Here is a 23,949-nt window from a genome sequence, read left to right as displayed (position 1 = left end):
CTTCCCCGGGCCGCAGTACGGTGCTGCCGAACTGATCTTCCCATGGGTCGTTCGTCACAGGGGGGCGGAGCGGATGAACGAGACCGACGACGGCCGGCTGAGCCGCCGAAGCTTCCTCGGTGTGGTGGCCGCCGCCACCGCCGGCGCCTCCGCCTGCGCGAACACGGCGGCGGAACCGGTCACGGCCGAACCGGGCCCGGGGACCTCCTCGGCGTCCGCGCCGCCGCTCCCGGCCGCTAGCCCGTCGGCCACCGCGGAGCCCGTACGCTTCGAACGGCTCAGGCCCGGCGACCCCGGCTGGCGGGCCCGCTCGTACGGCCCGGCCGAGGCGATCGAGGGATACTGCGACCAGGCGAGCGTGCTTCCGGGACATCCGGTGGAGCTGCGCGTCTCGACCACCGCCGACCGCTTCCGTGTCACCGCCTACCGCATGGGCTGGTACGGCGGAGCGGAGGCGCGCCGGGTGTGGCGGTCGGAGTGGCTGCCGGGCCGCAGGCAGGGCCGGGGCGACCTCGACGGGGCCACCCGTACCGTGCACGCGAACTGGAGACGGTCCCTCACCGTCCCGACGGCGGGCTGGCCGGAGGGCGCCTACCTGCTGCGACTCGACTCCGCGAAGGGGCACCAGCGGTACGTGCCGCTGGTCGTGCGGTCCGCGGACGCCACGGGCAGGACGCTGCTGGTGCACGCCGCCGCCACCTGGCAGGCGTACAACCAGTGGGGCGGCTACAGCCTCTACTACGGGCGGGACGGCAGCTACGGCGCCCGCTCCCTCGCGGTCAGCTTCGACCGCCCCTACGACAAGAACGGCGCGGAGAAGTTCCTCGTCCACGAGCGCGCGATGGTCGTGCTCGCCGAGCGTCTCGGCATCCCTCTGGCGTACACGACGAACCTGGACCTGACCCCCGAGGCGATGCGGGGCGCGGCCTCCATCGTCTTCCTCGGCCACGACGAGTACTGGACGCCGCAGGCGCGCAGGCAGGTCACCCGAGCCAGGGACGCCGGATCCAACATCGCCTTCCTCGGGGCCAACACCTGCTACCGCCGGATCCGCGTGGCGAACGAGGGCCGCCTGGTCATCTGCTACAAGGACCAGTACGCCAGCGACCCCATGTACGGCCAGCGCCCCGCGGAGGTGACGGCGGACTTCCGGTCCTCTCCCGCGCCCGACCCGGAGTCCTCACTCACGGGGGTCTACTACGACGGATACCCGGCCGACGCGCCGTACGTCGTCACGAACCCGCACCACTGGCTGTTCGAGGGGACCGGGGTACGGCGCGGCGACGCGTTCCCGCACCTGGTCGGCGTCGAGTACGACAGGGTGACGCCCAGCGTGCCGACGCCCCGGCCGATCGAGATCCTCGCCCATTCCCCGCTGATGTGCGGGAACCGGCCCAGCTTCGCCGACTCGGCGTACTACACCACGCCCAGCGGCGCGGGGGTCTTCGCGACGGGGACGATGCGGTGGGTGGAGGCGCTCATGGCGGGCCGCCCCGGAGGCCCGCGCGCGCACGACATGAACGCGAGGACCCGCAAGTTCGTGACGAAGACGACGGCCAACCTGCTGCGCGCCTTCGCCAGGGGGCCGGCCGGGGAGCACCGTGCGGCCCCGCGTGACAACGTCCACGCGTTCTACGCGTAGAGAAACCGCGTAGAGAGCCTGCGCGTAGAGGAACCGCGCGGAGAGGATCTCGTAGAGGAAGCGCCCGGGCGCGCGCCCGGGCGCGGCTCAGATCAGCAGCGAGTCGACCGCGACGGCGAGGAACAGCAGCGCGAGATAGATGTTCGACCAGTGGAAGAAGCGCATCGGGCGCAGGTCCACGCCGGTCTTGCCCGCGTTGAGCCGGCCGAGCAGGCGGTAGACCTCCCACAGGCAGGCCGCGCCGAGGACGGCGGCGACGATCGGGTAGAGCAGCGAGGTCCCGGCGACGGGCCACAGCAGCATCGAGCAGAGCACGGTGGCCCAGGTGTAGGCGATCACCTCGCGGACCACCCGGCGCTCGGTCGCGACGACGGGCAGCATGGGCACGTCGACCGAGGCGTAGTCCTCGCGGTAGCGCATGGCCAGCGTCCACGTGTGCGGCGGGGTCCAGAAGAACACCACACCGAACAGGACGACGGGAGCCCAGGAGAGGCTGCCGGTGATGCCGGCCCAGCCGATCAGCACGGGCATGCAGCCCGCGATGCCGCCCCAGACGATGTTCTGCACGGTGCGCCGCTTGAGCACCATCGAGTAGACGAGGACGTAGAACAGGATCGCGCCCAGCGACAGCGCGGCGGCGAGCCAGTTCACCGTGAGGCCGAGACCCACCGTGGAGGCCACGCCCAGGGCCACGCCGAAGACCAGCGCACCCCTCGGGGAGACCTCGGACTTGGCCAGCGGACGGCGGCGGGTGCGCCGCATGGTCTTGTCGATGTCCCGGTCGATGTAGCAGTTCAGCACGTTGGCGCTACCCGCGGACAGGGTACCGAAGACCATCGTCGCGATGGCCGTCCACAGCGGCGGCAGGCCGCGCGCGGCGAGGAACATGACGGGAAGGGTCGTGATCAGCAGCAGCTCGATGATCCGCGGCTTGGTGAGCGCGACGTACGCGCGGACAAGCGCGCCCAGGGAGCGCGGCGCGGCCGCCACCGCCGTTCCGAGCGGGGGCACCGATTCCATCTTCGTCAGCACCGTCAAGGCGCTTCCAGCACGTGCGGGGTCAACGCGTAACCTCTGAATTGAGCGGATCTCCGGGCAGCAGCCAGGCACTTGTGGACTCACTGTAGTCGGGAGGACCGGTGGTCCCTGAACTGGGGCCGGAAGCGACGCGTCCGGACACCCATGAGAACGCCGCCGCTCAGGGCGCCGGGCGGCCGGTGCGGTGGTGGTCTACCGAACGGTAGGACCCCCGACCCGTTAGGGTCCGGTGTGGGCGGGAAATGCCAAAACCGGCGCAATGAACTAGAGGGGATCGAGCAGTTGAGCAGCGCAAGCCTTGAGTGGACCGACCTCGACCGGCGAGCAGTCGACGTGGTGCGAGCACTGGCGATGGACGCGGTCGAGAAGGCGGGCTCGGGTCACCCCGGAACGGCGATGAGTCTGGCCCCCGCGGCCTACCTCCTCTTCCAGCGAGTCATGCGGCACGACCCGTCCGACGCCAAGTGGGTGGGCCGGGACCGGTTCGTCCTCTCCTGCGGCCACAGCAGCCTGACGCTCTACATCCAGCTGTACCTGTCGGGCTACGGCCTGCGGCTGGAGGACCTGAAGGCGCTCCGCCAGTGGGGCAGCCTCACCCCCGGCCACCCGGAGTACGGCCACACCGTGGGTGTGGAGACGACCACCGGCCCGCTGGGCCAGGGCCTGGGCAACGCCGTCGGCATGGCCATGGCCGCCCGGCGCGAGCGCGGCCTGTTCGACCCCGAGGCCGCCCCCGGCACGTCCCCGTTCGACCACATGATCTGGTGCTTCGCCTCCGAGGGCGACATCGAGGAGGGCATCAGCCACGAGGTCAGCGCGCTCGCCGGCCACCAGAAGCTGGGCAACCTCGTCGTCGTCTTCGACTCCAACCACATCTCCATCGAGGACGACACGCAGATCGCCCTCTCCGAGGACATCTCCAAGCGCTACGAGGCGTACGGCTGGCAGGTCCTCGAGGTCGACTGGACCGCCACCGGCGAGTACAAGGAGGACGTCCAGGCGCTGTACGACGCGCTGGAGGAGGCGCGCGCGGACACCGAGCGGCCGACGTTCATCAAGCTGCGCACGATCATCGGCTGGCCGTCGCCGGGCAAGCAGAACACCGGGAAGATCCACGGCGCGGCCCTGGGCGAGGACGAGGTGGCCGCCACCAAGCGGGTGCTCGGCCTGGACCCGGAGCAGACCTTCCAGGTACCGGCCGACGTCCTGAACCACTCCAGGGAGGTCGTGAAGCGCGGCCGCGAGGCCCGCGCCGAGTGGGACAAGACCTACCACACCTGGCGGGTGGACAACCCCGAGCGCGCCGAGCTGTTCGACCGGATCTCGGCCCGCCGGCTGCCGAACGGCTGGTACAACGCGCTGCCCACGTTCGAGACCGGCGCGTCGATCGCGACCCGCAAGGCGTCCGGTGAGGTGCTGAGCGCCCTCGCGCCGGTGCTGCCCGAGCTGTGGGGCGGTTCCGCCGACCTCGCCGAGTCCAACAACACCACCATGAAGGGCGAGCCGTCCTTCATCCCGGACGAGTACCAGACCCGCGAGTTCCCGGGCAACCGCTACGGCCGCACGCTGCACTTCGGCATCCGCGAGCACGGCATGGGCGCCATCCTCAACGGCATCGCCCTGCACAACGGCACCCGCCCGTACGGCGGCACGTTCCTGGTCTTCAGCGACTACATGCGCCCGGCCGTACGGCTCGCCGCGCTGATGAAGCTGCCGGTGACGTACGTGTGGACGCACGACTCCATCGGCCTCGGCGAGGACGGCCCCACCCACCAGCCGATCGAGCACCTGTGGTCGCTACGCGCCATCCCGGGCCTCGACGTCGTACGGCCGGCCGACGCGAACGAGACGGCGGCGGCCTGGAAGGCGATCCTGGAGCACAACGACCGTCCCGCGGCTCTCGCGCTGACCCGGCAGAACCTGCCGGTGTACGAGGGCACGGGCGACGCCGCCCGCGTCGCGCGCGGCGGCTACATCCTGGAGGATGCCTCCACCGGCCAGCCCTCCGTCGTGATCATCGGTACGGGCAGCGAGGTCGAACTGGCCGTCGGCGCCCGCAGGATCCTTGAGGAGCAGGGCGTCCCGACCCGGGTCGTGTCGATGCCGTGCGTGGAGTGGTTCCGCGCCCAGGACGCCGCCTACCAGCAGTCCGTGCTGCCCCCGGCGGTCCGCGCCCGGGTCGCCGTCGAGGCGGGAATCTCCCTCGGCTGGCGCGAGTTCGTCGGTGATGAAGGGGAAGTGCTGAGCCTTGAGCACTTCGGCGCCTCCGCGCCGTACAGGACCATCTTCGAGCAGTTCGGCCTGACCGCGGACCGGGTGGTGGCCGCCGCCAGGGCGAGCCTCGCCAAGACGGGGGCCGACAAGGGCGAGACGACCGGAAACTGAGGAGATCATGAGCGAGAACCTGAAGCGCCTCACCGCAGCCGGTGTGTCGATCTGGCTGGACGACATCAGCCGTGACCGGCTGCGCACCGGCAATCTGGCCGCCCTGATCCGCGACAAGCAGGTCGTGGGCGTCACGTCCAACCCCACGATCTTCGCGGGCGCCCTGAGCAAGGGTGACGCGTACGCCGCGCAGCTGCACGACCTCAAGGTGCGTGGCGTCACGGTCGAGGAGGCGGTCCGGGCGATCACGACCTTCGACATCCGCTGGGCCGCCGACGTGCTGCGGCCGGTCTTCAACGCCACGGGCGGCGTGGACGGCCGGGTCTCCATCGAGGTCGACCCGCGGCTGGCCAGGGAGACGGAGAAGACCATCGCCGAGGCGCGCGCGCTGTGGTGGCTGGTCGACCGGCCCAACCTGTTCATCAAGATCCCCGCGACCGTCGAGGGCCTGCCCGCGATCACCCAGTGCGTCGCGGAGGGCATCAGCGTCAACGTCACGCTGATCTTCTCCCTCGAGCGGTACCGCGCGGTCATGGACGCCTGGCTTGAGGGCCTGGAGAAGGCCAGGGCGAACGGCGTCAACCTCGCCACCATCGAGTCGGTGGCGTCGTTCTTCGTCAGCCGCGTCGACACCGAGATCGACGCCCGCCTGGACGGGATCGGCACGCCCGAGGCGATCGCGCTGAAGGGCCGGGCCGCCGTGGCCAACGCGCGGCTCGCGTTCGCCGCGTTCGAGGAGGTCATGGCGAGCCCGCGCTGGCAGGCACTGCGCGCGGCGGGTGCCCGGCCGCAGCGCCCGCTGTGGGCCTCGACCGGCGTCAAGAACCCCGACTACCCGGACACTCTGTACGTCGACCAGCTCGTCACCGCGGGCACGGTCAACACGATGCCGGAGAAGACGCTGGACGCGGTCACCGACCACGGGAAGATCTCGGGCGACACCGTACGGCCGTTCTACGAGCAGGCGTGGAACACGATGGCGGCGCTCAAGGAGGTCGGCGTCGACTACGACGACGTCGTGCGGGCGCTCGAGGACGAAGGCGTGGAGAAGTTCGAGGTCTCCTGGAAGGAGCTCCTGGAGACCGTGGCCGCCGAGCTCGGGAAGGCCTGAGATGACCATCGAGGTAACGCTCGGCCAGGAGCCGGAGGCCGTACGCGCCCTCCGCGAGAAGCTGGTCGCCGAGGGGGTGCCGGCGGCGCTCGCCGCCGGTGACCCCGGCCTGTGGGGGCCGGAGGCCAGGGCCGAGGCGGCCACCCGGCTCGGCTGGCTGAACCTCCCCCTGACCAGCAGGGAACTGCTGCCCGAGATCACCAAGCTCGTCGAGATGGCGCGCGCGGAGGGCCTCGATCACATCGTGCTGGCCGGGATGGGCGGCTCGTCGCTGGCCCCCGAGGTGATCTGCGCGACCGAGGACGTGCCGCTGACCGTGCTCGACACCACCGACCCCGGGCAGGTGCGGCGGGCGCTGAACGACCGGCTGGACCGCACGCTCGTGGTCGTCGCCAGCAAGAGCGGCGGCACGATCGAGACCGACAGCCACCGACGGATCTACGAGAAGGCGTTCCGTGACGCCGGGATCGACCCGGCCGACCGCATCGTCGTGGTCACCGACCCGGGCTCCCCGCTGGAGCAGACGGCCATCGACTCGGGGTACCAGGTCGTCCTGGCCGACCCGAATGTCGGGGGCCGCTACAGCGCGCTCAGCGCCTTCGGGCTGGTGCCCAGCGCGCTGGCGGGCGCCGATGTCGGGCGGTTGCTCGACGACGCGGCGGCGGTGGTCCGCCGGCTCGCGGAGAACGACGGCAACCCGGGTCTCGACCTGGGCGTGCTGCTCGGCGCCGAGGCCCTCGCCGGACGCGACAAGCTGGTCCTGCGTGACAGCATGACCGACATCAACGGGCTGCCCGACTGGATCGAGCAGCTCATCGCCGAGTCGACCGGCAAGTCGGGCAAGGGCATCCTGCCCGTCGTCGGCGCCGAGGCGGCCGAGGCCGACGACCAGTTCCTGGTGCACATCGGCCCGGACGGCGGCACGTCGGTCGACGGCCCGCTGGGCGCGCAGTTCCTGGTCTGGGAGTACGCCACGGCGATCGCCGGCCGGGTGCTCGGGATCGACCCGTTCAACCAGCCGAACGTGGCCGAGTCCAAGGAGAACACCACCCGGATCCTCCAGGAGGCGGGCGACGGGCCGCTGCCGACCGGCACGCCGTTCCTGACGGACGGCCCGGTCGAGATCTACGGCGACGTGCCCGGCGACCCGAAGAACCTGGCGGACGTGCTGACCGCGCTGCTGCGGGCGATCCCGGAGCGCGGCTACCTCGCGATCATGGCGTACCTGGACCGGGAGGCCGCGTTCGACGCCGCCCGGGTCGGTGACGCCTCGTTCGAGGAGCTGACCGAGGCGTGGGCGGCCGCCGACCCGGCGACGCTCCGGGCGCTGCTCGACTACCGCACCGACCACGCGGTGACCTTCGGCTGGGGACCACGCTTCCTCCACTCGACCGGCCAGTTCCACAAGGGCGGTCCGCAGTCGGGCGTGTTCCTGCAGATCACCGGCGCGGTCACCGAGGACGTCGAGGTGCCGGGCAAGCCGTACACCCTGGGCAGGCTGCAGCTCGCCCAGGCGCTGGGCGACTTCGGCGCGCTGGCGTCGCGGGGCCGGCCCGCCGTGCGCCTGCACCTCACCGACCGCGTGGCGGGCGTCAAGCACCTGCTGTCCGTGGCCGAGGAACTCTGACCATGAACACGCCGCTGGCGACGAGCCGGGAGGCGAGGAGGTCCGATGGGTGAGCGGGACAACCACCCCACCGAGACGGCGGAGACCCCCGCCGGGACGCGTGACGTCCCGGCGGGGGCCGGCCCGGAGGTGACGCCGGAGCAGCGCGACCTGGAGGCCGCGCTCGGCCTGTCGGTGGAGGACATGAGCGCGGAGAACCCGCTGCGGGACCCGCGCGACAAACGGCTGCCCCGCGTGGCCGGCCCGTGCGTGCTCGTCCTCTTCGGCGTCACCGGCGACCTGGCGAAGAAGAAGCTGCTTCCCGCGATCTACGACCTGGGCAACCGGGGCCTGCTGCCCCCGGGCTTCTCCCTGGTCGGCTTCGCCCGCCGCGACTGGGCGCACGAGGACTTCGCCCAGGTCACGTACGAGGCGGTGAAGGAGCACGCGCGTACGCCGTTCCGCGAGGAGGTATGGCGGCAGATCGCCGAGGGCATCCACTTCTGCCCCGGCGAGTTCCACGACGACGGCGCCTTCGACGTGCTCGCGATGATGCTCAAGGAGATCGACGAGACGCGCGGCACCGGCGGCAACTACGCGTTCTACCTCTCGGTGCCGCCGAAGTTCTTCCCCGTCGTGGTGGAGCAGCTCAAGCGGACCAACCTCGCCAACGCGCCCGAGGGGGTCTGGCGCCGGGTGGTCATCGAGAAGCCGTTCGGCCACGACCTGAAGAGCGCGCGCGAGCTCAACGCGATCACCAGCGGCGTGTTCCCCGAGAAGTCGGTCTTCCGCATCGACCACTACCTCGGCAAGGAGACCGTCCAGAACATCCTGGCCCTGCGGTTCGCCAACACGCTGTACGAGCCGATCTGGAACCGCGGCTACGTGGACCACGTCCAGATCACGATGGCCGAGGACATCGGCATCGGCGGCCGGGCCGGATACTACGACGGCATCGGCGCGGCCCGGGACGTGATCCAGAACCACCTGCTGCAGCTCCTCGCCCTGGTCGCGATGGAGGATCCGACGTCCTTCGACGCCGACTCGCTGCGCCGCGAGAAGGAGAAGGTGCTCCGGTCGGTCCGGCTGCCGTCGGACCTGTCGCTCGGCACCGCCCGCGGCCAGTACACCGCGGGCTGGCAGGGCGGCGAGCCGGTCGTCGGCTACCTGGAGGAGGACGGCATCCCGCCGGACTCGATCACCGACACGTACGCCGCCATCAGGCTGGAGGTGGCCAACCGCCGCTGGGCGGGCGTCCCCTTCTACCTGCGGGCGGGCAAGCGTCTCGGCCGCCGGGTCACGGAGGTGGCGGTCGTCTTCCAGCGGGCGCCGCACCTGCCGTTCAGCTCGACCGACACCGAGATCCTCGGGCAGAACGCCCTGGTCATCCGCGTCCAGCCGGACGAGGGGATCACCGTGCGTTTCGGCTCGAAGGTGCCGGGCACGGCCATGGAGGTCAGAGACGTCAGCATGGACTTCGCCTACGGGGAGTCGTTCATGGAGTCCTCCCCCGAGGCGTACGAGCGGCTGCTGCTCGACGTCCTCATCGGGGACCCGCCCCTGTTCCCGCACCAGGCGGAGGTCGAGCTGTCCTGGATGATCCTCGATCCCATCGAGGAGCACTGGGCGGCCTCGGGCCGTCCGGAGGGCTATCCCGCGGGCACCTGGGGCCCGCCGTCCGCCGACGCCATGATGGCCCGTGACGGGCGCGTCTGGCGTCGGCTGTGAGTGAACGGAAAGCGCCGTGACCACCTTCAACCTGACCGACACGACGGCCTCGAAGATCTCCGCGACGCTCACCCAGCTGCGCCACCAGATGGGCGCTCCCGCGGTGGGCATGGTCCTCACCCTGGTCGTGGTGTGCGACGAGGCCGGCCAGTACGACGCCGTCCGGGCGGCCACCGAGGCCGCGCGTGAGCATCCGTCCCGCGTCCTGACGGTCATCAAGCGCGACCCCTACGAACCCGACCGGCTCGACGCCGAGGTGCGGATGGGCGAGTCGTCCCCGGGCGAGGTCGTCCTGCTCCGCCTGTACGGCCGGCTCACCGAGCACGCCGACTCGGTCATCAGCCCGCTGCTGCTGACCGACACGCCCGTCGTGGCGTGGTGGCCGGGCGACTCGCCCGCCGTACCGGCGCGGGACGCCGTCGGCCAGCTCGCCACCCGCCGGATCACCGACGCCCGGGCGGCACGCGACGCCGTGGCGGCGATCGGCGGCCGCCACACGGGCTATCTGCCCGGCGACACCGATCTCGCGTGGACGCGGTTGACGTCGTGGCGCAGCCTGCTGGCCGCCGCGTTCGACCGGCCGACCGGGCCGGTGCGGTCCGGCGTCGTGTCGGGCGCCGCGGGCAATCCGAGCGCGCCGCTGCTGGCGGCGTGGCTGTCCGAGCGGCTCGGCATCCCGATGGAGCTCGCCGAGAGCGACGGGCCGGGCCTCACCGAGGTACGGCTCACGCTCGCCGCCGGCGACCTGAAGATCGCCAGGACGGACGCCCGGCTGGCGACGCTGTCCCGGCCGGGTCAGCCGGACCGGCGGGTCGCCCTCGCCCGCAGGCCGACCGCCGAATTGCTCGCCGAGGAACTGCGCCGCCTCGACCCGGACGACACCTACGGGGCGGCGATCCAGTGGCTGGCGAAGTCCCCGACGTCCTGATGGAGAAGAAGACGCCGTGACTGTCCCGAACGTCATCGTCCACCGCGACGCCAACGTGCTCGCCCAGGCCGTGGCGGCCCGCCTGATCACCCGCCTGGCCGACACCCAGGCGGCCCGCGGGTCGGCCCACGTCGTGCTGACCGGCGGAAGCGTCGGCATCGCGACGCTCGCGGCGGTCGCCGGAACGGCCGCGCGCGACGCCATCGACTGGCGCGCCCTGGACGTGTGGTGGGGGGACGAGCGTTTCCTTCCCACCGGCGATCCCGAGCGCAACGAGACCGGCGCGCGTACGGCCCTGCTCGACCACGTGGACGTGGATCCGGCACGCGTGCACGCCATGCCGTCCCCGGACTCCGGCCTGACCGCGGAGGAGGCGGCCGAGGTCTACGCCGCCGAGCTGGAGAAGGCCGCCAGGCCCGAGGACCACGGCCCGGTGCCGTCGTTCGACGTGCTGCTGCTCGGCATGGGCCCGGACAGCCACGTCGCGTCGCTGTTCCCCGGGCAGCCCGCCCTCTACGAGGAGGACCGCACGGTGGTCGCGGTGCACGGCTCTCCGAAGCCGCCGCCGACCCGCCTGACGCTCACGTTCCCCGCGATCCGGGCCGCGCGCGAGGTCTGGATCGTCGCCGCTGGGGCGGAGAAGGCGCAGGCCGTCCATCTGGCCCTGTCCGGCGCGGGCCCGATCCAGGTTCCGGCGGCCGGTGCCCGTGGCCGCCAGCGCACGCTGTTCCTGCTCGACCGAGCCGCCGCAGGCAAGATCCCGCCCGGCCTCGGGCGCATCGCCTCCCCTTGACGGGGGCGGCGGTGCCGTACGCGGGCGGCGGACCTGCCGACAGACCGTGAGGCCCCCGGGGCGGTGGCGTACGCGGGCGGTCGGCTCGCTCTCAGTCTTCAAGGGCGGCGCGGGCGCGGGTGGCCTCGTCGCGGGCGCCGGCGGCGGCTTTCGCGGCGGCCGCCTCGTCCCGCTCCGTCACCCGCAGGCGCTGCTCGGCCGCGCCCAGCCGCTCCGCGGCCGCATCGAGCCTGTCCCGCAGGGTGGCGACCTCGGCCGCCAGCCGGTCGCGTTCCCGCACGGCCGCCTCCAGCTCGGCGGCCCACTCGGCGTGGCTCCGCTCCGCCTCGGCGGCGGCGCGTCCGGCGTCCTCGGCCGCGCGTCGCAGCCGCTCGGCCCGGCGTTCCCGCTCCCGCCGTTCCCTGTCTCTCCGCTCCCGTTCCCGCTCCCGCTCCGTGTCCCGCCGGTCCTCCGCGCGGCCGCCCACGGCTCGCCGTTCCGGTTCCCGGTCGCGCTCGCGGGCCCGTCCTCCGCGCCGGGCCCCGGGGCGCTCCCCGGTCCCCGTACGGGACGGCCGAGGCGTGGGGGCGGGGGCGAAGCCGCTGTAGCTCAGTGCGGTGACGAGGTGGCCGCTCCGTACCCGCTCGGCGGCGTCGGCGTCGACGATCGCGGCGTCGAGCGTCTGCTCGACCTCCGGGAGCGCCGTGAGCCGCCGCCCCTCCCTCTCGGCGTCGCCGGCGATGAGCCGGGACAGCCGGCCCGTCAGCTCGGAGCGCCTGCCGGTCAGCTCCGAGAGCGCCACCGCGTCCTGCGCGTACCAGGCCGCGCGCAGCCGCTCCCCGAGGTCGAGCAGCTCGCCGAGCTCCTCTGGATGGCGCCGGGACGCCTGGTTGACCGCCCAGGCCACGACCGTGGGGCGGCGCAGCTTCCCGATGTCGCGGGCCAGGCGGCCGTCTCCCGCGGCTTTGATCTCCTTCGCCAGGGCGTCGCGCGCGGCGGTGAACTCGTCGGGAGGCAGTCCGTACAGCCGGTCGGCGGCCGCGTTGAGGTCCACGTCCGGTCCCTACCCGCGATCCGCGTCGCCGGAAGACGCGAAGCCCGGAGAAATCTGGCACATTGGTCCTATGCCGGATGCCCCCCTGCCCCGTGACGAGCTGCGCGCGACCATCGAGGCGCGCCGCGATCTGGGTCCCGAATATGAGCCCGCCCTGACGGACGCCTTCCTCGACCGGATCGAGACCGCCATCGCGCAGCGGGTGAAGGCGGAGGCCGACAGCAGGCTTCCGGACGCGCGGCACACGGCGTGGGAGGAGCAGCAGGAGCGCAAGCGGGGGCTCGGGCTGGCCCTGGGCTCGCTCGGCATCGCCGTCCCGCTGACGGCGGCGGCCGGGGCCACCAGCGGGATGCCCGGCATGATGGTCGCGTGGGCCGGCATCGTGGCCGTCAACATGGCCTACGCCTTCGGGCGCCGACGGCGCGACTGAGGCGGGCGGCGGCACGGCTGAGACTGGCGGCGGCCGGTCATCCCGCGGAGCGGGTCACCGGCCGGCGGAGGCGACCATCCCGGCCCGCGGCCCCCTGAGCTGCCGCGAGCCGGGATGATTCACCGTGATGGGATCAGCTCGGGGATGCCGTCGCCATCACGCCCACGGCGATCCGCGCCTCGATCACACCGGGGTCCTCGGTGTAGGCGAGCGTGGCGCCGAGGGAGAGCAGCAGCCTGCGCATGCGGGCGTTGTCGGAGAGGAAGGACGCCCTGACCTCCGCGAAACCGAGGTCGCGCGCCTCCTCCAGGAGCATCCGGCCGAGCACGCGGCCAAGGCCCCGTCCCTGCCAGCGGTCCTCCACGAGGAAGGCCATCTCGGCGATCCCGGGGTCGGGGGTGAACACCAGGTTGGCCAGGGCGACCACCTGGCCGTCGTGCCCGGCGACGATGGAGTGGCCGTGGTTGCGGTCGCAGAGGCGCTCGAACACCCGCGGCGGCAGCGACGGCATGGCGGTGAAGTAGCGGAACCTGCGGGACTCAGGCGAGCAGCGCTCGTGCAGGTCGCGGACGGCTTCCCGGTAGAGCGACGTGAGCGGCCTGATGACGGCCTCGGACCCGTCGCCGAGCCGTACCGGCCGCTCGGCCCCCTGCGCCTCGACCGGAGGCTGCGCGAGCCGTACGAGCGCGGCGGCGCGGGCCGCCTCGGTGAGCGTGAACGGCAGCTCCACGCGGCGCAGCCGGATCGCGCGCCGGGGGGCCACGGGCACGGTGAGCAGGGTCGGGTCGGGCAGGTCGGAGAGGTCCGCGCCGTAGACCCAGCGGGCGTCGTCGGCCCGCAGCAGCTCGCGGAGGATCTCCGGCAGCCGCCACGGCATGGAGCGCAGGCGGGCGGCGAGCAGCAGCACGCGGGTGGGCTCGTCGGTGAGGTCATGGGCGGTCGCGGTCACGACCTGGACTCTGCGTCCGCCGACGGCCTCCAGGGCCTCGCGTACGCTCTCGGCGGAGGCGGGGATCTCGGCGACGAACTCGTCGACCGTGCCGTCCGTGTCCGGCTGGACGGACAGGCCGAGGATGTTGCCGCCCTTCTCGGCCAGCGCCGTGGCCAGCGAGGCCAGCCGCCCGGGCCGCTCGTCCACCGTCGTACGAATCCGCAAGAACCCCATCGATACCGCTCCCTCCGTCATTGAGGCAATCCTGTCGTAGATCTGTTACGTGATTGCTACACGGAGGTGTGCCGACCGTTTCATCCTGGCGAATCCTGTCATGACCGACGTTATCGGCATGTAAAGAGCCTTTTCGCCACGACTTCCGTGGCGAGGTTCACCAGGTAGTACGGATATAGCAGGATATATCTCATGAACGCTCCGCTGTCCTCAGATTTCGTCAACGGTGATGTGTCCTTCTGGTTCCGATCCCTCGGGATTCCCGCGCCGGGCGCCCCTCTTGACGGGGACCGGGAGGCGGACGTCGCGATCGTCGGGGGCGGTTACACGGGACTCTGGACCGCCTACTACCTGAAGAAGGCCGACCCGTCGCTGCGGGTGGCCGTCCTGGAGAAGGAGTTCGCCGGGTTCGGCGCGTCCGGGCGCAACGGCGGCTGGCTGACCGGCGCGCTCGCGGGCTCGCCGGAACGTTACGCCAGGACCCACGGGCGGGACGCCACCCAGCGGCTGCAGCGGGAGATGTTCGCCGCGATCGACGAGGTCATCGCGGTCTGCGCGGACGAGGGCATCGACGCCGACATCGTCAAGGGCGGGCTGTTCAACGTCGCGCGCGGCCCCGCGCAGGAGGCCCGGCTGCGCGAGGAGCTGGCCGCGCAGCGCGAGTGGGGCTGGACCGAGGAGGACGTCCGGCTGCTCTCCCCCGCCGAGATGGACGAGCGGCTGCGCGTCTCCGGGGCGGCCGGCGCCACCTGGAGCCCGCACTGTGCCAGGATCCAGCCCGCCAAGCTCGCTCGCGGGCTGGCGGAGACCGTACGCGGCCTCGGCGTCGAGCTCTACGAGGGGACCCCGGTGACCGCGATCGCTCCCGGCCGGGCGGTCACGCCGTACGGCACGGTGCGGGCGGCACATGTCCTGCGCTGCACCGAGGGGTTCACCGCGACGGTGCCCGGCCACCACCGCGACTGGCTCCCGATGAACAGCTCGCTGATCGTCACCGAGCCGCTGGGCGCCGAGGTGTGGGAGACGATCGGCTGGGAGCGGCGCGAACTGCTCGGCGACATGGCGCACTACTACATGTACGCGCAGCGCACCGCCGACGACCGCATCGCCTTCGGCGGGCGTGGCCGGCCCTACCTGTACGGCTCCCGCGTGGACGACCGCGGGCACACGCACGACTGGACCGTGGACGCGCTGTGGAACCTGCTGACGTCGTTCTTCCCCGCCGTCGCCTCCTCCCGGGTGGCGCACGCGTGGTCGGGCGTGCTCGGCGTGCCGCGCGACTGGTGCGCCACGGTGGGCCTGGACCGCGCGAGCGGCATCGGATGGGCGGGCGGGTACACCGGGCACGGCGTGACGACGACCAACCTGGCCGGGCGTACCCTCCGCGACCTGGTGCTCGGGCGGGAGACGCCGCTCACCGGCCTGCCCTGGGTGGACCGCCGCGTCCGCGCCTGGGAGCCGGAGCCGCTGCGCTGGCTCGGCGTCCACTCCATGTACCGCCTGTACCGCATCGCCGACGCCCGTGAGGCCAAGGGCATGACGCGGACCTCCGTGCTCGCCCGCGTCGCCGACCGGATCACCGGCCACTGACGCGCCGCGCGTTCCGGCGCGTGCCGGGCGCGCGGATACCGTGTTCGCCACCACGTCGGCGCGGGTGACGTGGAACAACCGATGAAGAAAGGGCGGCTTCGTGAGCTCCCACATCCTGTTTCGCGGCGGCCGGGTCCTCACCCCCGGGGGCTTCGCCGAGGCGGTGCTCGTCCGCGACGGCGTCATCGCCGCCGTCGGCGCCGAGTCCGATCTCGTACGGCTCTCGCCCGCCGCGGAACCCGTGGACCTGCGCGGCGGGCTGCTGACCCCGGGGTTCGTCGACGCCCACATCCATCCGGTCCAGGCCGGGCTGGAGCGGGCCGCGTGCGACCTGGCGGAAATTTACGGACTCGATGAGTATCTGGCGCATATCGCGTCGTTCGCCGCGGCGCATCCGGAGAAGACGTGGATCAGCGGTGGCGGCTGGGACATGGCGGCCTTCCCCGGCGGGCTCCCCCATCGCACCCAGCTCGACTTCCTCGACCGCCCGGCGTACCTGATCCAGCGCGACCACCACGCCGCGTGGGTCAACACGCGCGCGCTCGAACTGGCGGGGATCACCAAGGACACGCCCGACCCCGCCGACGGCCGGATCGAGCGCGAACCCGACGGCACCCCCAGCGGCGTGCTGCACGAGGGGGCGATGGACCTCGTCGGCCTGCTCACGCCGCGCCCGACCGCCGCCGACGCCGAGGCGGCCCTGCTGGAGGCCCAGCAGTACCTGTTCTCCCTGGGCATCACCGGCTGGCAGGACGCCATCGTCGGCTCGTACGCGGGCTCCGACGACCAGCTGCCCGCCTACCTGTCCGCCGCGTCGAGCGGCCGCCTCAAGGCCCGCGTGGTGGGCGCCCTGTGGTGGGACCGTACGCGGGGGGCCGAGCAGATCCCCGAGCTGGTCGAGCGGCGGGCCGCCGCGGAGGGCCTGGACCGCTTCCGCGCCACCTCCGTGAAGATCATGCAGGACGGCATCGCGGAGAACTTCACCGCCGCCGTCATCGAGCCCTACTGCCGCTGCGGCGGAACCGGGCTGTCGTACGTGGACCCCGGTCTCCTCAAGGGGTACGTCAGGGAGCTCGACGCCCACGGGTTCCAGGTGCACTTCCACGCCATCGGCGAGCGCGCCGTGCGGGAGGCCCTGGACGCGCTCGCGGGCACCGCGCCAAAGAACCGGCACCACATCGCCCACCTGCAGATCGTCACCCCCGAGGACGTGCCGCGCTTCGCCGCGCTCGGGGTGACCGCCAACCTCCAGCCGCTGTGGGCCACCCACCACGCGCAGATGGACGAGCTGTGCATTCCCTACCTCGGCGAGGAGCGCTCGTCGTGGCAGTACCCCTTCGCCGATCTCGTACGGCACGGCACGCGGCTGGCCGCCGGGTCGGACTGGCCGGTCTCCTCCGCCGACCCGCTGCAGGCCGTGCACGTGGCCGTCAACCGGACCGAGCCGGGAAGTTCGGTCCACGCGTCGTACCCGACCGCGCAGACGCCGTTCCTCCCCGGCCAGAGCATCGACCTGCGGACCGTCCTGACCGCGTACACGGCCGGATCGGCCTGGTTGAACCGCTCGCCCGCCGGGGTGATCGAGGAGGGCCGACCGGCCGACCTCGTCGTGCTCGACCGGGATCCCTTCACCCTCGATCCGCAGGACATCTGGACCACCCGCGTACGGATGACCTTCGTCGACGGCGAATGCGTCGCGGACGACACGACCGGCTGACCACCCAGCCCCTGTCCCCTATCCGTTCCCTATCCGGCCTTCCTGGACGAGCAGGGCTTGAGCTGCGCGGTGATGTCGCCGCCGGTGTCGAGCCACACGTCGGCGACGTACCCGTATCCGGTGTACCCCCGGCCGCCGCTCGCAGCGACCTCGACACGGTCCCAGTAGGGATTGGCCGGATGCCACCAGCCCGTGACCGGCCTGCCTCCGTCGACGTAGCAGAGGGCACGGATGGTCGACTCGGCGGTGGCGAAGCCGACCACGCTCCCGTACGGCCGATCGCGTACGGCGACGGCGGCCTCGCTACCGCCGAAGACCTTTCCCTGCCGCCAGTCGGCGGACGCCCCGGTCTGGGCGCCCGCGCCCTGCGGCAGCGACGCCACCAGCCCCGTCAGCAGAGCCGCCGTGACAATTCCCGCGCGTCCGCGCATCTTTCCTCCCGTGACAGCCTCGCCGAACCTTCACGGAAGAAAGTAGGAGCCTACGATGCGTGATCCGATCCCCGAGATCACGCACCCGGCTCGCCCGCTCCGGCCGCGCCGCGTGTCGGCCTGGCACAAGAGCTGACCCGGGCGGCCCGCCCGGCCGCGAGGACACGCTCACGTCACATCGCGTACCCCCGGACCTGGGGATGTCCGGGCACACTTGACCATCCCGATCTTCACCGGGTGAAGATTGCGTGCATCCGTCCCCCAGGGGGTGACGTGAACGGGACAGAGCACCGCGAGCAGGCCACGCCGTCGTTGCCGCAGATCTCACGGTTCCTGGCCTGGGCCACCCGGGTGAAGACCCGGCGGCCGCCAGGCGATGGCTGACCTGCCCCCTATCACCCAGGTGGCGGCCGGCTCGGCCTCGTACACCCTGCGGCGCGTCTACCTCAACGTACGGCTGGCTTCCCGGGTCGCCTGCGTGGTCATGGCCGTCGTCATGGGCACTCTGCCTCCCGCCGTCGCCTGCGCCGCGGGGGCCGCCTGCTGCGCCTACGACGTGGCGGCCTTCCTGTACTTCCGGCGCGGCGGGCGGATCCGGCTCGGGTACCGGCTGGCACTGGACGCCGCCGACGTCTCCGCCTGGGCCGTCGCACTCGGCCATCCCGTGGACGCCCCCGCGCTCCTCGCCGCGCCCCTCGCCGCCGAGGCGGTGATCGACCGCGGAGCGGCCGCCGTGCTCGTGCCACTGGTCGTGGGCGGCGTGACGACCCTCGTCCTGCGCCTCGGGGGCCGTCCCGAGTCCCTCGCTCCCTTCCTCTGGCCCGCGTTCGGCCTCGCCCAGGGAGCTGCGCTGGGAGCAGCGGCACAACGCCGCCGGACCCGACCTCTCCCGCGACGTCGAGTTCCCGGCGACGCCGGACGGCGGCCTCCTGCTGTCCCCCGCCCAGGTGGCGGAGCTCGGCGCCTCTCTGGACGCCATGGACCTCTCAGGAACGGCGGAGGTGGCGGTCGTGCGCGCCGCGCCGCTGGGCGGGGAACAGGTCCTGCGGGTGGCGGGCCGGCGCGTGGTCCTGCCCGCCGACGGGAGGGCGGCCGTACCGCCGCTGGACCTCGGCCCGCCTGTGATCGCCATCGGAGGCGTCGGCTCGCTGGCGCACTCCTGGCCCGATATGGACAGGGTGCCTCTCGCCGCCACGATCCCCCTGGCGCTGCTCGCGTTCCGCCTCGCGTACCGGGCGCATGCCCTGATCGTCCGGCGCGGGGCCGCCGCGCACGCCCCCGTGCTGGCGGCGGCCCTCGCGTACGGCGGGCTCGACGCGACGGTGTCCACCGCGCTGCTCGGCAACGTCACCGCCGGTGGCCTCACCCGGCTGCCGTTCCTGCACTTCCTGCTCTGGACCGGACCGCTGACGGCCATGTATCTCCGCGACCTCACCATGCGCCGGCGCGTCGCCGCGCTCGCCTTCCTCCTCCTCGTCCTGGGCGGCTGCGCCTGGCTGCTGCCCCACTCCGTCTCCGTCGCCGACCTGTCCACCCTGGTGTGGCCGCTCGCCTTCACGGTCGGCGCCTCAGGGCTCCGGGACCTGCTCGATCGCGACACCGGCGCCTTCGCGAACTCCGTCGCCGACGCCCACGACGCGGCGGCCGCCGCGGGCTTCCTGGCCGGTCGGGCGGACGTCCTGCGCCTGGTCGAGGACGCGGGCCGCGAGGCGTCGGAGCGCCTGGCCGCGGACCGGGACCTGCTCGATCCCGCGTTCCTCCCCGAGATCGAACGCCGGCTCGCTCTGGTCAACCACCGTCTCGTCACCCTTCGGTCCGGTTGACCGTACCCCGGAGCGGGTGCTCGATCCGGGTCTCTGGATCACGCGGTGGTTCGCGCTTACATTCGAGAAAAGCCATCATCTCCCACGACAGGAGAACCCCCTCATGCGCAGATTGTTGGCGCGCTCGGCGGCCGCGGCGGCCGCGGCGACCACGACCCTGGCGCTCTTACCCGCGGGCGCGGCCGAGGCGGCGACGGCCGGCTCCCAGAGCTACCGCTCCTACCGGTACGTGGTCAGCGCCACCTCGGGATGGCAGAGCACCGGCATCTACGTGCGGCGCGGCGACCGTTACAGCGTCGAGTACGTGCGCGGCGAGTGGACCGTCGACCGCGCCAAGTTCGGCTGGGTGGACGCCGACGGCTACGACTGGGACACGGACGCCCGCATCTACCAGGGCTGCAAGATCGACGACGACGAGACGTACGGCACCCTCCTCGCCAAGAGGGGCCGCTCGCTCACCGCCATGGGCAGCTATCGCAAGCTGCGGGCCAAAGGGTCGGGAACGCTCCGGCTGCGGATCAACGACGACGACCGCTGCCTGGGCGACAACGCGGGCCGGATCACGGTCACGATCCGGATCTGGAGGAGCCGCTCCTACGGATGATCCATGCGGGACCGGAGTCCGGGTGCACGGCAAAGCCCCCGCTCCGCAGGGGAACGGGGGCCTTCGCCGTATGCCGTGAGACGGGCCTAGTAGATCGGGCGCGACGAGGACCGCAGCCGCTCCAGGGCCTCGGCCAGGATCTGCGCACCGTCCTTGTCGCTGCGACGCTCCTTCACGTACGCGAGGTGCGTCTTGTACGGCTCGTTTCGCGGCGGAGCGGGCGGGTTAGCCTCGTCCTGACCGGCCGGAAGCCCGCACCGGGGGCAGTCCCAGTGCTCAGGGATGGCCGCGTCGCTGGCGAAGCTGGGACGCGTCTCGTGCATGTTCGCGCACCAGAACGAGACCCGCACTCGGGGGGCCGCCTCGCCGCGTTCGGCTTCCCCCATGGGGCCCGCGCCGACTCGGCTGCCACGGATCGCGTTGCCACTACCCACGAATGAACTCCTCGCACTCACGCCCCGCGGGACACGGGGGAAAGATGAATCTATGTCACGTGTCGCCGCAGATAAGCCATTTCTGCCCGATTTTTTACAGCCTGACCGGTTTCGGTGTGCCGGTTGTTACGGCTTGAGCAGCAGGCCCAGCGCGATGATGCAGACGAACCACACCACGCCCGTGATGATCGTGAGACGGTCGAGGTTGCGCTCGACCACCGCCGACCCGCCGAACGACGACGAGAACCCGCCGCCGAACATGTCCGTGAGACCACCACCCTTGCCCTTGTGCAGCAGGACGAGCAGCACCATCAGAGCGCTCGACAGAATGAGGGCGATGGAGATTCCGATAATCACCGTTGACCTGTTCCTATAACCCGCGCGTCCGCGCGGCACCAGCGGTGTGACGATTCAATCTTGCCCTATGAGGGTACGACCTGTTGTCAAGTCGCACCCTCCAAACGGCTCAGCCCGCCGACATCTCGCCGAAACGGGAGATCTTCACGAACTCACCCGGGTCGAGGCTGGCCCCTCCGACGAGGGCGCCGTCGACGTCGGGCTGCGCCATGATCCCGGCGATGTTGTCGGACTTCACCGATCCTCCGTAAAGGATACGGACGGCCGCGGCCACCTCGCCGTCGTAGAGCTCGGCGAGTCGCGTCCTGATCGCCCCGCAGACCTCCTGCGCGTCCGCCGGAGTGGCGACCTCGCCGGTCCCGATCGCCCAGACCGGCTCGTACGCGACCACGAGGGACTTCGCCTGCTCGGCGGTGATCCCCTCGAGCGCGCCGTCGAGCTGGGCCAGGGTGTGGGCCACCTGCTCACCGGCCTGGCGGACGGGAAGGCCCTCCCCGACGCACAGGATCGGCGTGATCGAGTGCCGGTAGGCCGCCTTAACCTTGGCGTTGCACACGACCTCGTCCTCGCCGTGGTACTGCCGCCGCTCCGAGTGGCCGACCAGCACATAGGTGCAGCCGAGCTTGGCGAGCATCGTGCCGGAGATCTCCCCGGTGTACGCGCCCGCGTCGTGGCGGGACAGGTCCTGCGCGCCGTACGCGATCTGGAGCTTGTCCCCGTCGACCAGGGTCTGCACGCTGCGCAGATCGGTGAACGGCGGCAGGACGGCGACCTCGACGGCGTCGAAGTCCTTGGCGGTGAGCGAGAACGCCAGCTTCTGGACCAGGTTGATGGCCTCGAGATGGTTGAGGTTCATCTTCCAGTTGCCGGCGATCAGCGGCGTGCGGCTCACGAGTCCTCCAGAGCTGCGAGTCCGGGCAGGGTCTTGCCCTCGAGGTATTCGAGGCTGGCCCCGCCACCGGTGGAAATGTGCGAGAAGCCGTCCTCCGGCAGGCCCAGCCGGCGCACGGCCGCGGCGGAGTCGCCGCCGCCCACGACGGTGAACGCCTCGGAGGCGATCAGCGCCTCGGCCACGGCGCGGGTCCCGCCCGCGAACGCGTCGAACTCGAACACGCCCATCGGGCCGTTCCAGAACACGGTTCGCGCGTCGGCCAGCTTGGACGCGAACAGCTCACGCGTACGCGGGCCGATGTCGAGCCCCTGCCGGTCGGCCGGGATCGCGGTGGCGTCGACCACCTCGTGCGGCGCGTCCGGCCCGAACTCGGTCGCGGCGAGCACGTCGACCGGCAGCACCAGGTCGACGCCGCGGGTCTTGGCCTCCTCCAGGAAGCCGCGCACCTGGTCGAGCTGGTCCTCCTGCAACAGGGACTGGCCGACCTCGTGGCCCTGGGCCGCCAGGAAGGTGTAGGCCATGCCGCCGCCGATCAGCAGCCGGTCGACCTTCGACAGCAGGTTGGCGATGACGCCGAGCTTGTCGGAGACCTTCGCGCCGCCCAGCACGACGACGTAGGGCCGGGCCGGGTCCTCGGTGAGCTTCCTGAGCACCTCGACCTCGGCCACGATCAGGCCGCCGGCCGCGTGCGGAAGCCGCTTGGGCACGTCGTAGACGCTGGCGTGCTTGCGGTGCACCGCGCCGAAGCCGTCGCCGACGTACAGTTCGGCGAGGGCGGCCAGTTTGTCGGCGAACGCCCCGCGGACCGCGTCGTCCTTGGACTCCTCACCCGGCTCGAAGCGCAGATTCTCCAGGAGCGCGACCTGGCCGTCCTGCAGGGCGGCCACGGTGGCACGGGCCGACTCGCCCACCACGTCGGTGGCGAAGGCGACCTGCTCGCCGAGCAGCTCGGAGAGCCGCCGGGCGACGGGGGCCAGCGAGTACTTCGGGGTGGGCGAACCCTTGGGGCGGCCGAGGTGGGCGCAGACGATCACCTTGGCGCCGCTGTCCAGCAGCGTCCTGATCGTCGGCACCGAGGCCCGGATCCGCCCGTCGTCGGTGATCGTCTCCCCGTCGAGAGGGACGTTGAGGTCGGCGCGCACGAGGACGCGCCGGCCCTTCACGTCGAGCGAGTCGATGGTTCGCATCAGAGAGAGGCGCCCACGTACTCGATCAGGTCCGCGAGGCGGTTGGAGTAGCCCCACTCGTTGTCGTACCAGCCGATGACCTTGACCTGGTTGCCGATCACCTTGGTGAGGCCGGCGTCGAAGATGCAGGAGGCCGGGTCGGTCACGATGTCCGAGGAGACGATCTCGTCCTCGGTGTAGCTGAGGATGCCCTTCAGCGGGCCCTCGGCGGCGGCCTTCAGCGCGGCGTTGACCTCCTCGACCGAAGCCTCGCGCCGGACCTCGACGGTCAGGTCGGTGGCCGAACCCGTGGGGATCGGCACGCGCAGCGCGAAGCCGTCCAGCTTGCCCTTGAGCTCGGGCAGGACCAGGCCGATCGCCTTGGCGGCACCGGTGGAGGTCGGGACGATGTTCAGCGCGGCGGCACGGGCCCGTCGCAGGTCCTTGTGCGGGCCGTCCTGCAGGTTCTGGTCCTGCGTGTACGCGTGGATCGTGGTCATCAGACCCTTCTCGATACCGAAGGTGTCGTTGATGACCTTGGCCATCGGGGCCAGGCAGTTGGTCGTGCACGACGCGTTGGAGATGATCGTGTGCGCGGCCGGGTCATAGGTGTCGTGGTTGACACCCATGACGATCGTCACGTCCTCGTTCTTCGCCGGAGCGGAGATGATGACCTTCTTGGCGCCGTTCTCGGCGTGCACCTTGGCCTTGGTGGCGTCGGTGAAAAGACCCGTCGACTCGACGACCACGTCGACGCCCAGGTCGCCCCAGGGCAGCTTGGCGGGGTCACGCTCGGCGAACGCCTTGATGGCCTTGCCGTCCACGGTGATCTCGTCCGCCGAGGCCTTCACCTCGTACGGCAGGCGGCCAAGGATGCTGTCGTACTTCAGCAGGTGGGCAAGAGTGGCATTGTCGGTCAGGTCGTTGACCGCGACGATCTCGATGTCCTTACCGCTGGCTGCCACAGCGCGCCAGAAATTGCGGCCGATACGGCCGAAGCCGTTGACGCCTACGCGGATGCTCACGGAATCGGTCTCCTCGTACGTCGTGCGCCGGCTGTCTCTCCGGCGACAGGG

At 71.8% G+C, this 23,949-nt stretch carries 21 protein-coding genes; 12 read left to right on the top strand and 9 right to left on the bottom strand.

The annotated features are described in order from the left end of the window. The first annotated feature begins 73 nt into the window (after positions 1-73). A complete protein-coding gene (locus AB0I59_RS17760) occupies positions 74-1,642 on the top strand; it encodes a N,N-dimethylformamidase beta subunit family domain-containing protein (RefSeq protein ID WP_358133926.1) in 1,569 nt (522 codons plus the stop codon). 87 nt (positions 1,643-1,729) lie between these two features. On the opposite strand, the gene AB0I59_RS17755 is transcribed toward AB0I59_RS17760, so the two are convergent. Continuing rightward, positions 1,730-2,680, bottom strand: a complete 951-nt coding sequence (locus AB0I59_RS17755; RefSeq protein ID WP_061255565.1) for a heme o synthase — start codon at positions 2,678-2,680, stop codon at positions 1,730-1,732. A 282-nt stretch (positions 2,681-2,962) separates the two neighbouring features. Here AB0I59_RS17755 and tkt point away from each other — a divergent pair, with 282 nt between their 5' ends. The 6 genes from tkt (at position 2,963) to pgl (ending at position 11,231) form a co-directional block, all read left to right on the top strand. Further along, positions 2,963-5,065 (top strand): transketolase, encoded by a 2,103-nt coding sequence (gene tkt / locus AB0I59_RS17750; protein WP_435831001.1) that lies wholly within the window; start codon positions 2,963-2,965, stop codon positions 5,063-5,065. Between the two features lie 7 nt (positions 5,066-5,072). Then, positions 5,073-6,176, top strand: a complete 1,104-nt coding sequence (gene tal / locus AB0I59_RS17745) for a transaldolase (protein ID WP_061255563.1) — start codon at positions 5,073-5,075, stop codon at positions 6,174-6,176. 1 nt (position 6,177) lies between these two features. After that, on the top strand, positions 6,178-7,803 hold the full coding sequence (locus AB0I59_RS17740) for a phosphoglucose isomerase-related protein (protein ID WP_061255562.1): 1,626 nt from the start codon (positions 6,178-6,180) through the stop codon (positions 7,801-7,803). Between the two features lie 183 nt (positions 7,804-7,986). Then, positions 7,987-9,510: a glucose-6-phosphate dehydrogenase gene (gene zwf / locus AB0I59_RS17735; RefSeq protein ID WP_061255754.1), complete on the top strand. Its 1,524-nt coding sequence runs from the start codon at positions 7,987-7,989 to the stop codon at positions 9,508-9,510. A 16-nt stretch (positions 9,511-9,526) separates the two neighbouring features. Further along, positions 9,527-10,438 (top strand): glucose-6-phosphate dehydrogenase assembly protein OpcA, encoded by a 912-nt coding sequence (locus tag AB0I59_RS17730; RefSeq protein WP_358133922.1) that lies wholly within the window; start codon positions 9,527-9,529, stop codon positions 10,436-10,438. A 16-nt stretch (positions 10,439-10,454) separates the two neighbouring features. Further along, positions 10,455-11,231 carry a 6-phosphogluconolactonase gene (pgl, locus tag AB0I59_RS17725; RefSeq protein ID WP_061255560.1) on the top strand — a complete coding sequence of 259 codons (777 nt, stop codon included), beginning with the start codon at positions 10,455-10,457 and terminating at the stop codon, positions 11,229-11,231. A 91-nt stretch (positions 11,232-11,322) separates the two neighbouring features. On the opposite strand, the gene AB0I59_RS17720 is transcribed toward pgl, so the two are convergent. After that, positions 11,323-12,264, bottom strand: coding sequence for a hypothetical protein (locus tag AB0I59_RS17720; RefSeq protein ID WP_358133919.1), 942 nt, complete (start codon positions 12,262-12,264; stop codon positions 11,323-11,325). A 70-nt stretch (positions 12,265-12,334) separates the two neighbouring features. Between AB0I59_RS17720 and AB0I59_RS17715 the strand changes: the two genes are divergently transcribed. Next, positions 12,335-12,694 (top strand): hypothetical protein, encoded by a 360-nt coding sequence (locus AB0I59_RS17715; protein WP_061255558.1) that lies wholly within the window; start codon positions 12,335-12,337, stop codon positions 12,692-12,694. A 133-nt stretch (positions 12,695-12,827) separates the two neighbouring features. Here the strand turns inward: AB0I59_RS17715 and AB0I59_RS17710 are convergent, their stop codons facing one another. Beyond that, on the bottom strand, positions 12,828-13,859 hold the full coding sequence (locus tag AB0I59_RS17710; RefSeq protein ID WP_061255753.1) for a GNAT family N-acetyltransferase: 1,032 nt from the start codon (positions 13,857-13,859) through the stop codon (positions 12,828-12,830). A 192-nt stretch (positions 13,860-14,051) separates the two neighbouring features. Here AB0I59_RS17710 and AB0I59_RS17705 point away from each other — a divergent pair, with 192 nt between their 5' ends. Continuing rightward, positions 14,052-15,449, top strand: a complete 1,398-nt coding sequence (locus AB0I59_RS17705; RefSeq protein WP_061255557.1) for an NAD(P)/FAD-dependent oxidoreductase — start codon at positions 14,052-14,054, stop codon at positions 15,447-15,449. A 100-nt stretch (positions 15,450-15,549) separates the two neighbouring features. Next, on the top strand, positions 15,550-17,166 hold the full coding sequence (locus AB0I59_RS17700; RefSeq protein WP_061255556.1) for an amidohydrolase: 1,617 nt from the start codon (positions 15,550-15,552) through the stop codon (positions 17,164-17,166). Positions 17,167-17,195: 29 nt separating this feature from the next. Here the strand turns inward: AB0I59_RS17700 and AB0I59_RS17695 are convergent, their stop codons facing one another. Continuing rightward, positions 17,196-17,597 (bottom strand): hypothetical protein, encoded by a 402-nt coding sequence (locus AB0I59_RS17695; RefSeq protein ID WP_358133914.1) that lies wholly within the window; start codon positions 17,595-17,597, stop codon positions 17,196-17,198. A gap of 947 nt (positions 17,598-18,544) precedes the next feature. Between AB0I59_RS17695 and AB0I59_RS17690 the strand changes: the two genes are divergently transcribed. Together AB0I59_RS17690 and AB0I59_RS17685 are read left to right on the top strand one after the other, a co-directional pair. Next, complete coding sequence (locus tag AB0I59_RS17690; protein ID WP_358133911.1) at positions 18,545-19,420, top strand: hypothetical protein; 876 nt, start codon at positions 18,545-18,547, stop codon at positions 19,418-19,420. Between the two features lie 103 nt (positions 19,421-19,523). Continuing rightward, positions 19,524-20,024, top strand: a complete 501-nt coding sequence (locus AB0I59_RS17685; protein ID WP_358133909.1) for a hypothetical protein — start codon at positions 19,524-19,526, stop codon at positions 20,022-20,024. Positions 20,025-20,110: 86 nt separating this feature from the next. Here the strand turns inward: AB0I59_RS17685 and AB0I59_RS17680 are convergent, their stop codons facing one another. From AB0I59_RS17680 to gap, 5 genes are all read right to left on the bottom strand, one after another. Next, positions 20,111-20,458, bottom strand: coding sequence for an RNA polymerase-binding protein RbpA (locus tag AB0I59_RS17680; protein ID WP_082776862.1), 348 nt, complete (start codon positions 20,456-20,458; stop codon positions 20,111-20,113). Between the two features lie 126 nt (positions 20,459-20,584). Continuing rightward, positions 20,585-20,815 (bottom strand): preprotein translocase subunit SecG, encoded by a 231-nt coding sequence (secG, locus tag AB0I59_RS17675; RefSeq protein WP_061255550.1) that lies wholly within the window; start codon positions 20,813-20,815, stop codon positions 20,585-20,587. A 109-nt stretch (positions 20,816-20,924) separates the two neighbouring features. Beyond that, positions 20,925-21,707: a triose-phosphate isomerase gene (gene tpiA, locus AB0I59_RS17670; protein WP_082776861.1), complete on the bottom strand. Its 783-nt coding sequence runs from the start codon at positions 21,705-21,707 to the stop codon at positions 20,925-20,927. Beyond that, complete coding sequence (locus AB0I59_RS17665) at positions 21,704-22,894, bottom strand: phosphoglycerate kinase (protein ID WP_061255549.1); 1,191 nt, start codon at positions 22,892-22,894, stop codon at positions 21,704-21,706. Before AB0I59_RS17665 ends, tpiA begins: the two co-directional genes overlap by 4 nt. Beyond that, positions 22,894-23,898, bottom strand: coding sequence for a type I glyceraldehyde-3-phosphate dehydrogenase (gene gap, locus AB0I59_RS17660; RefSeq protein ID WP_061255548.1), 1,005 nt, complete (start codon positions 23,896-23,898; stop codon positions 22,894-22,896). Before gap ends, AB0I59_RS17665 begins: the two co-directional genes overlap by 1 nt. Between the last annotated feature and the right edge of the window lie 51 nt (positions 23,899-23,949).

The organism is Microtetraspora glauca, assembly GCF_040656155.1.
GTDB lineage: Bacteria > Actinomycetota > Actinomycetes > Streptosporangiales > Streptosporangiaceae > Microtetraspora > Microtetraspora glauca.
This window is presented reverse-complemented; position numbering and strand designations above follow the sequence as displayed.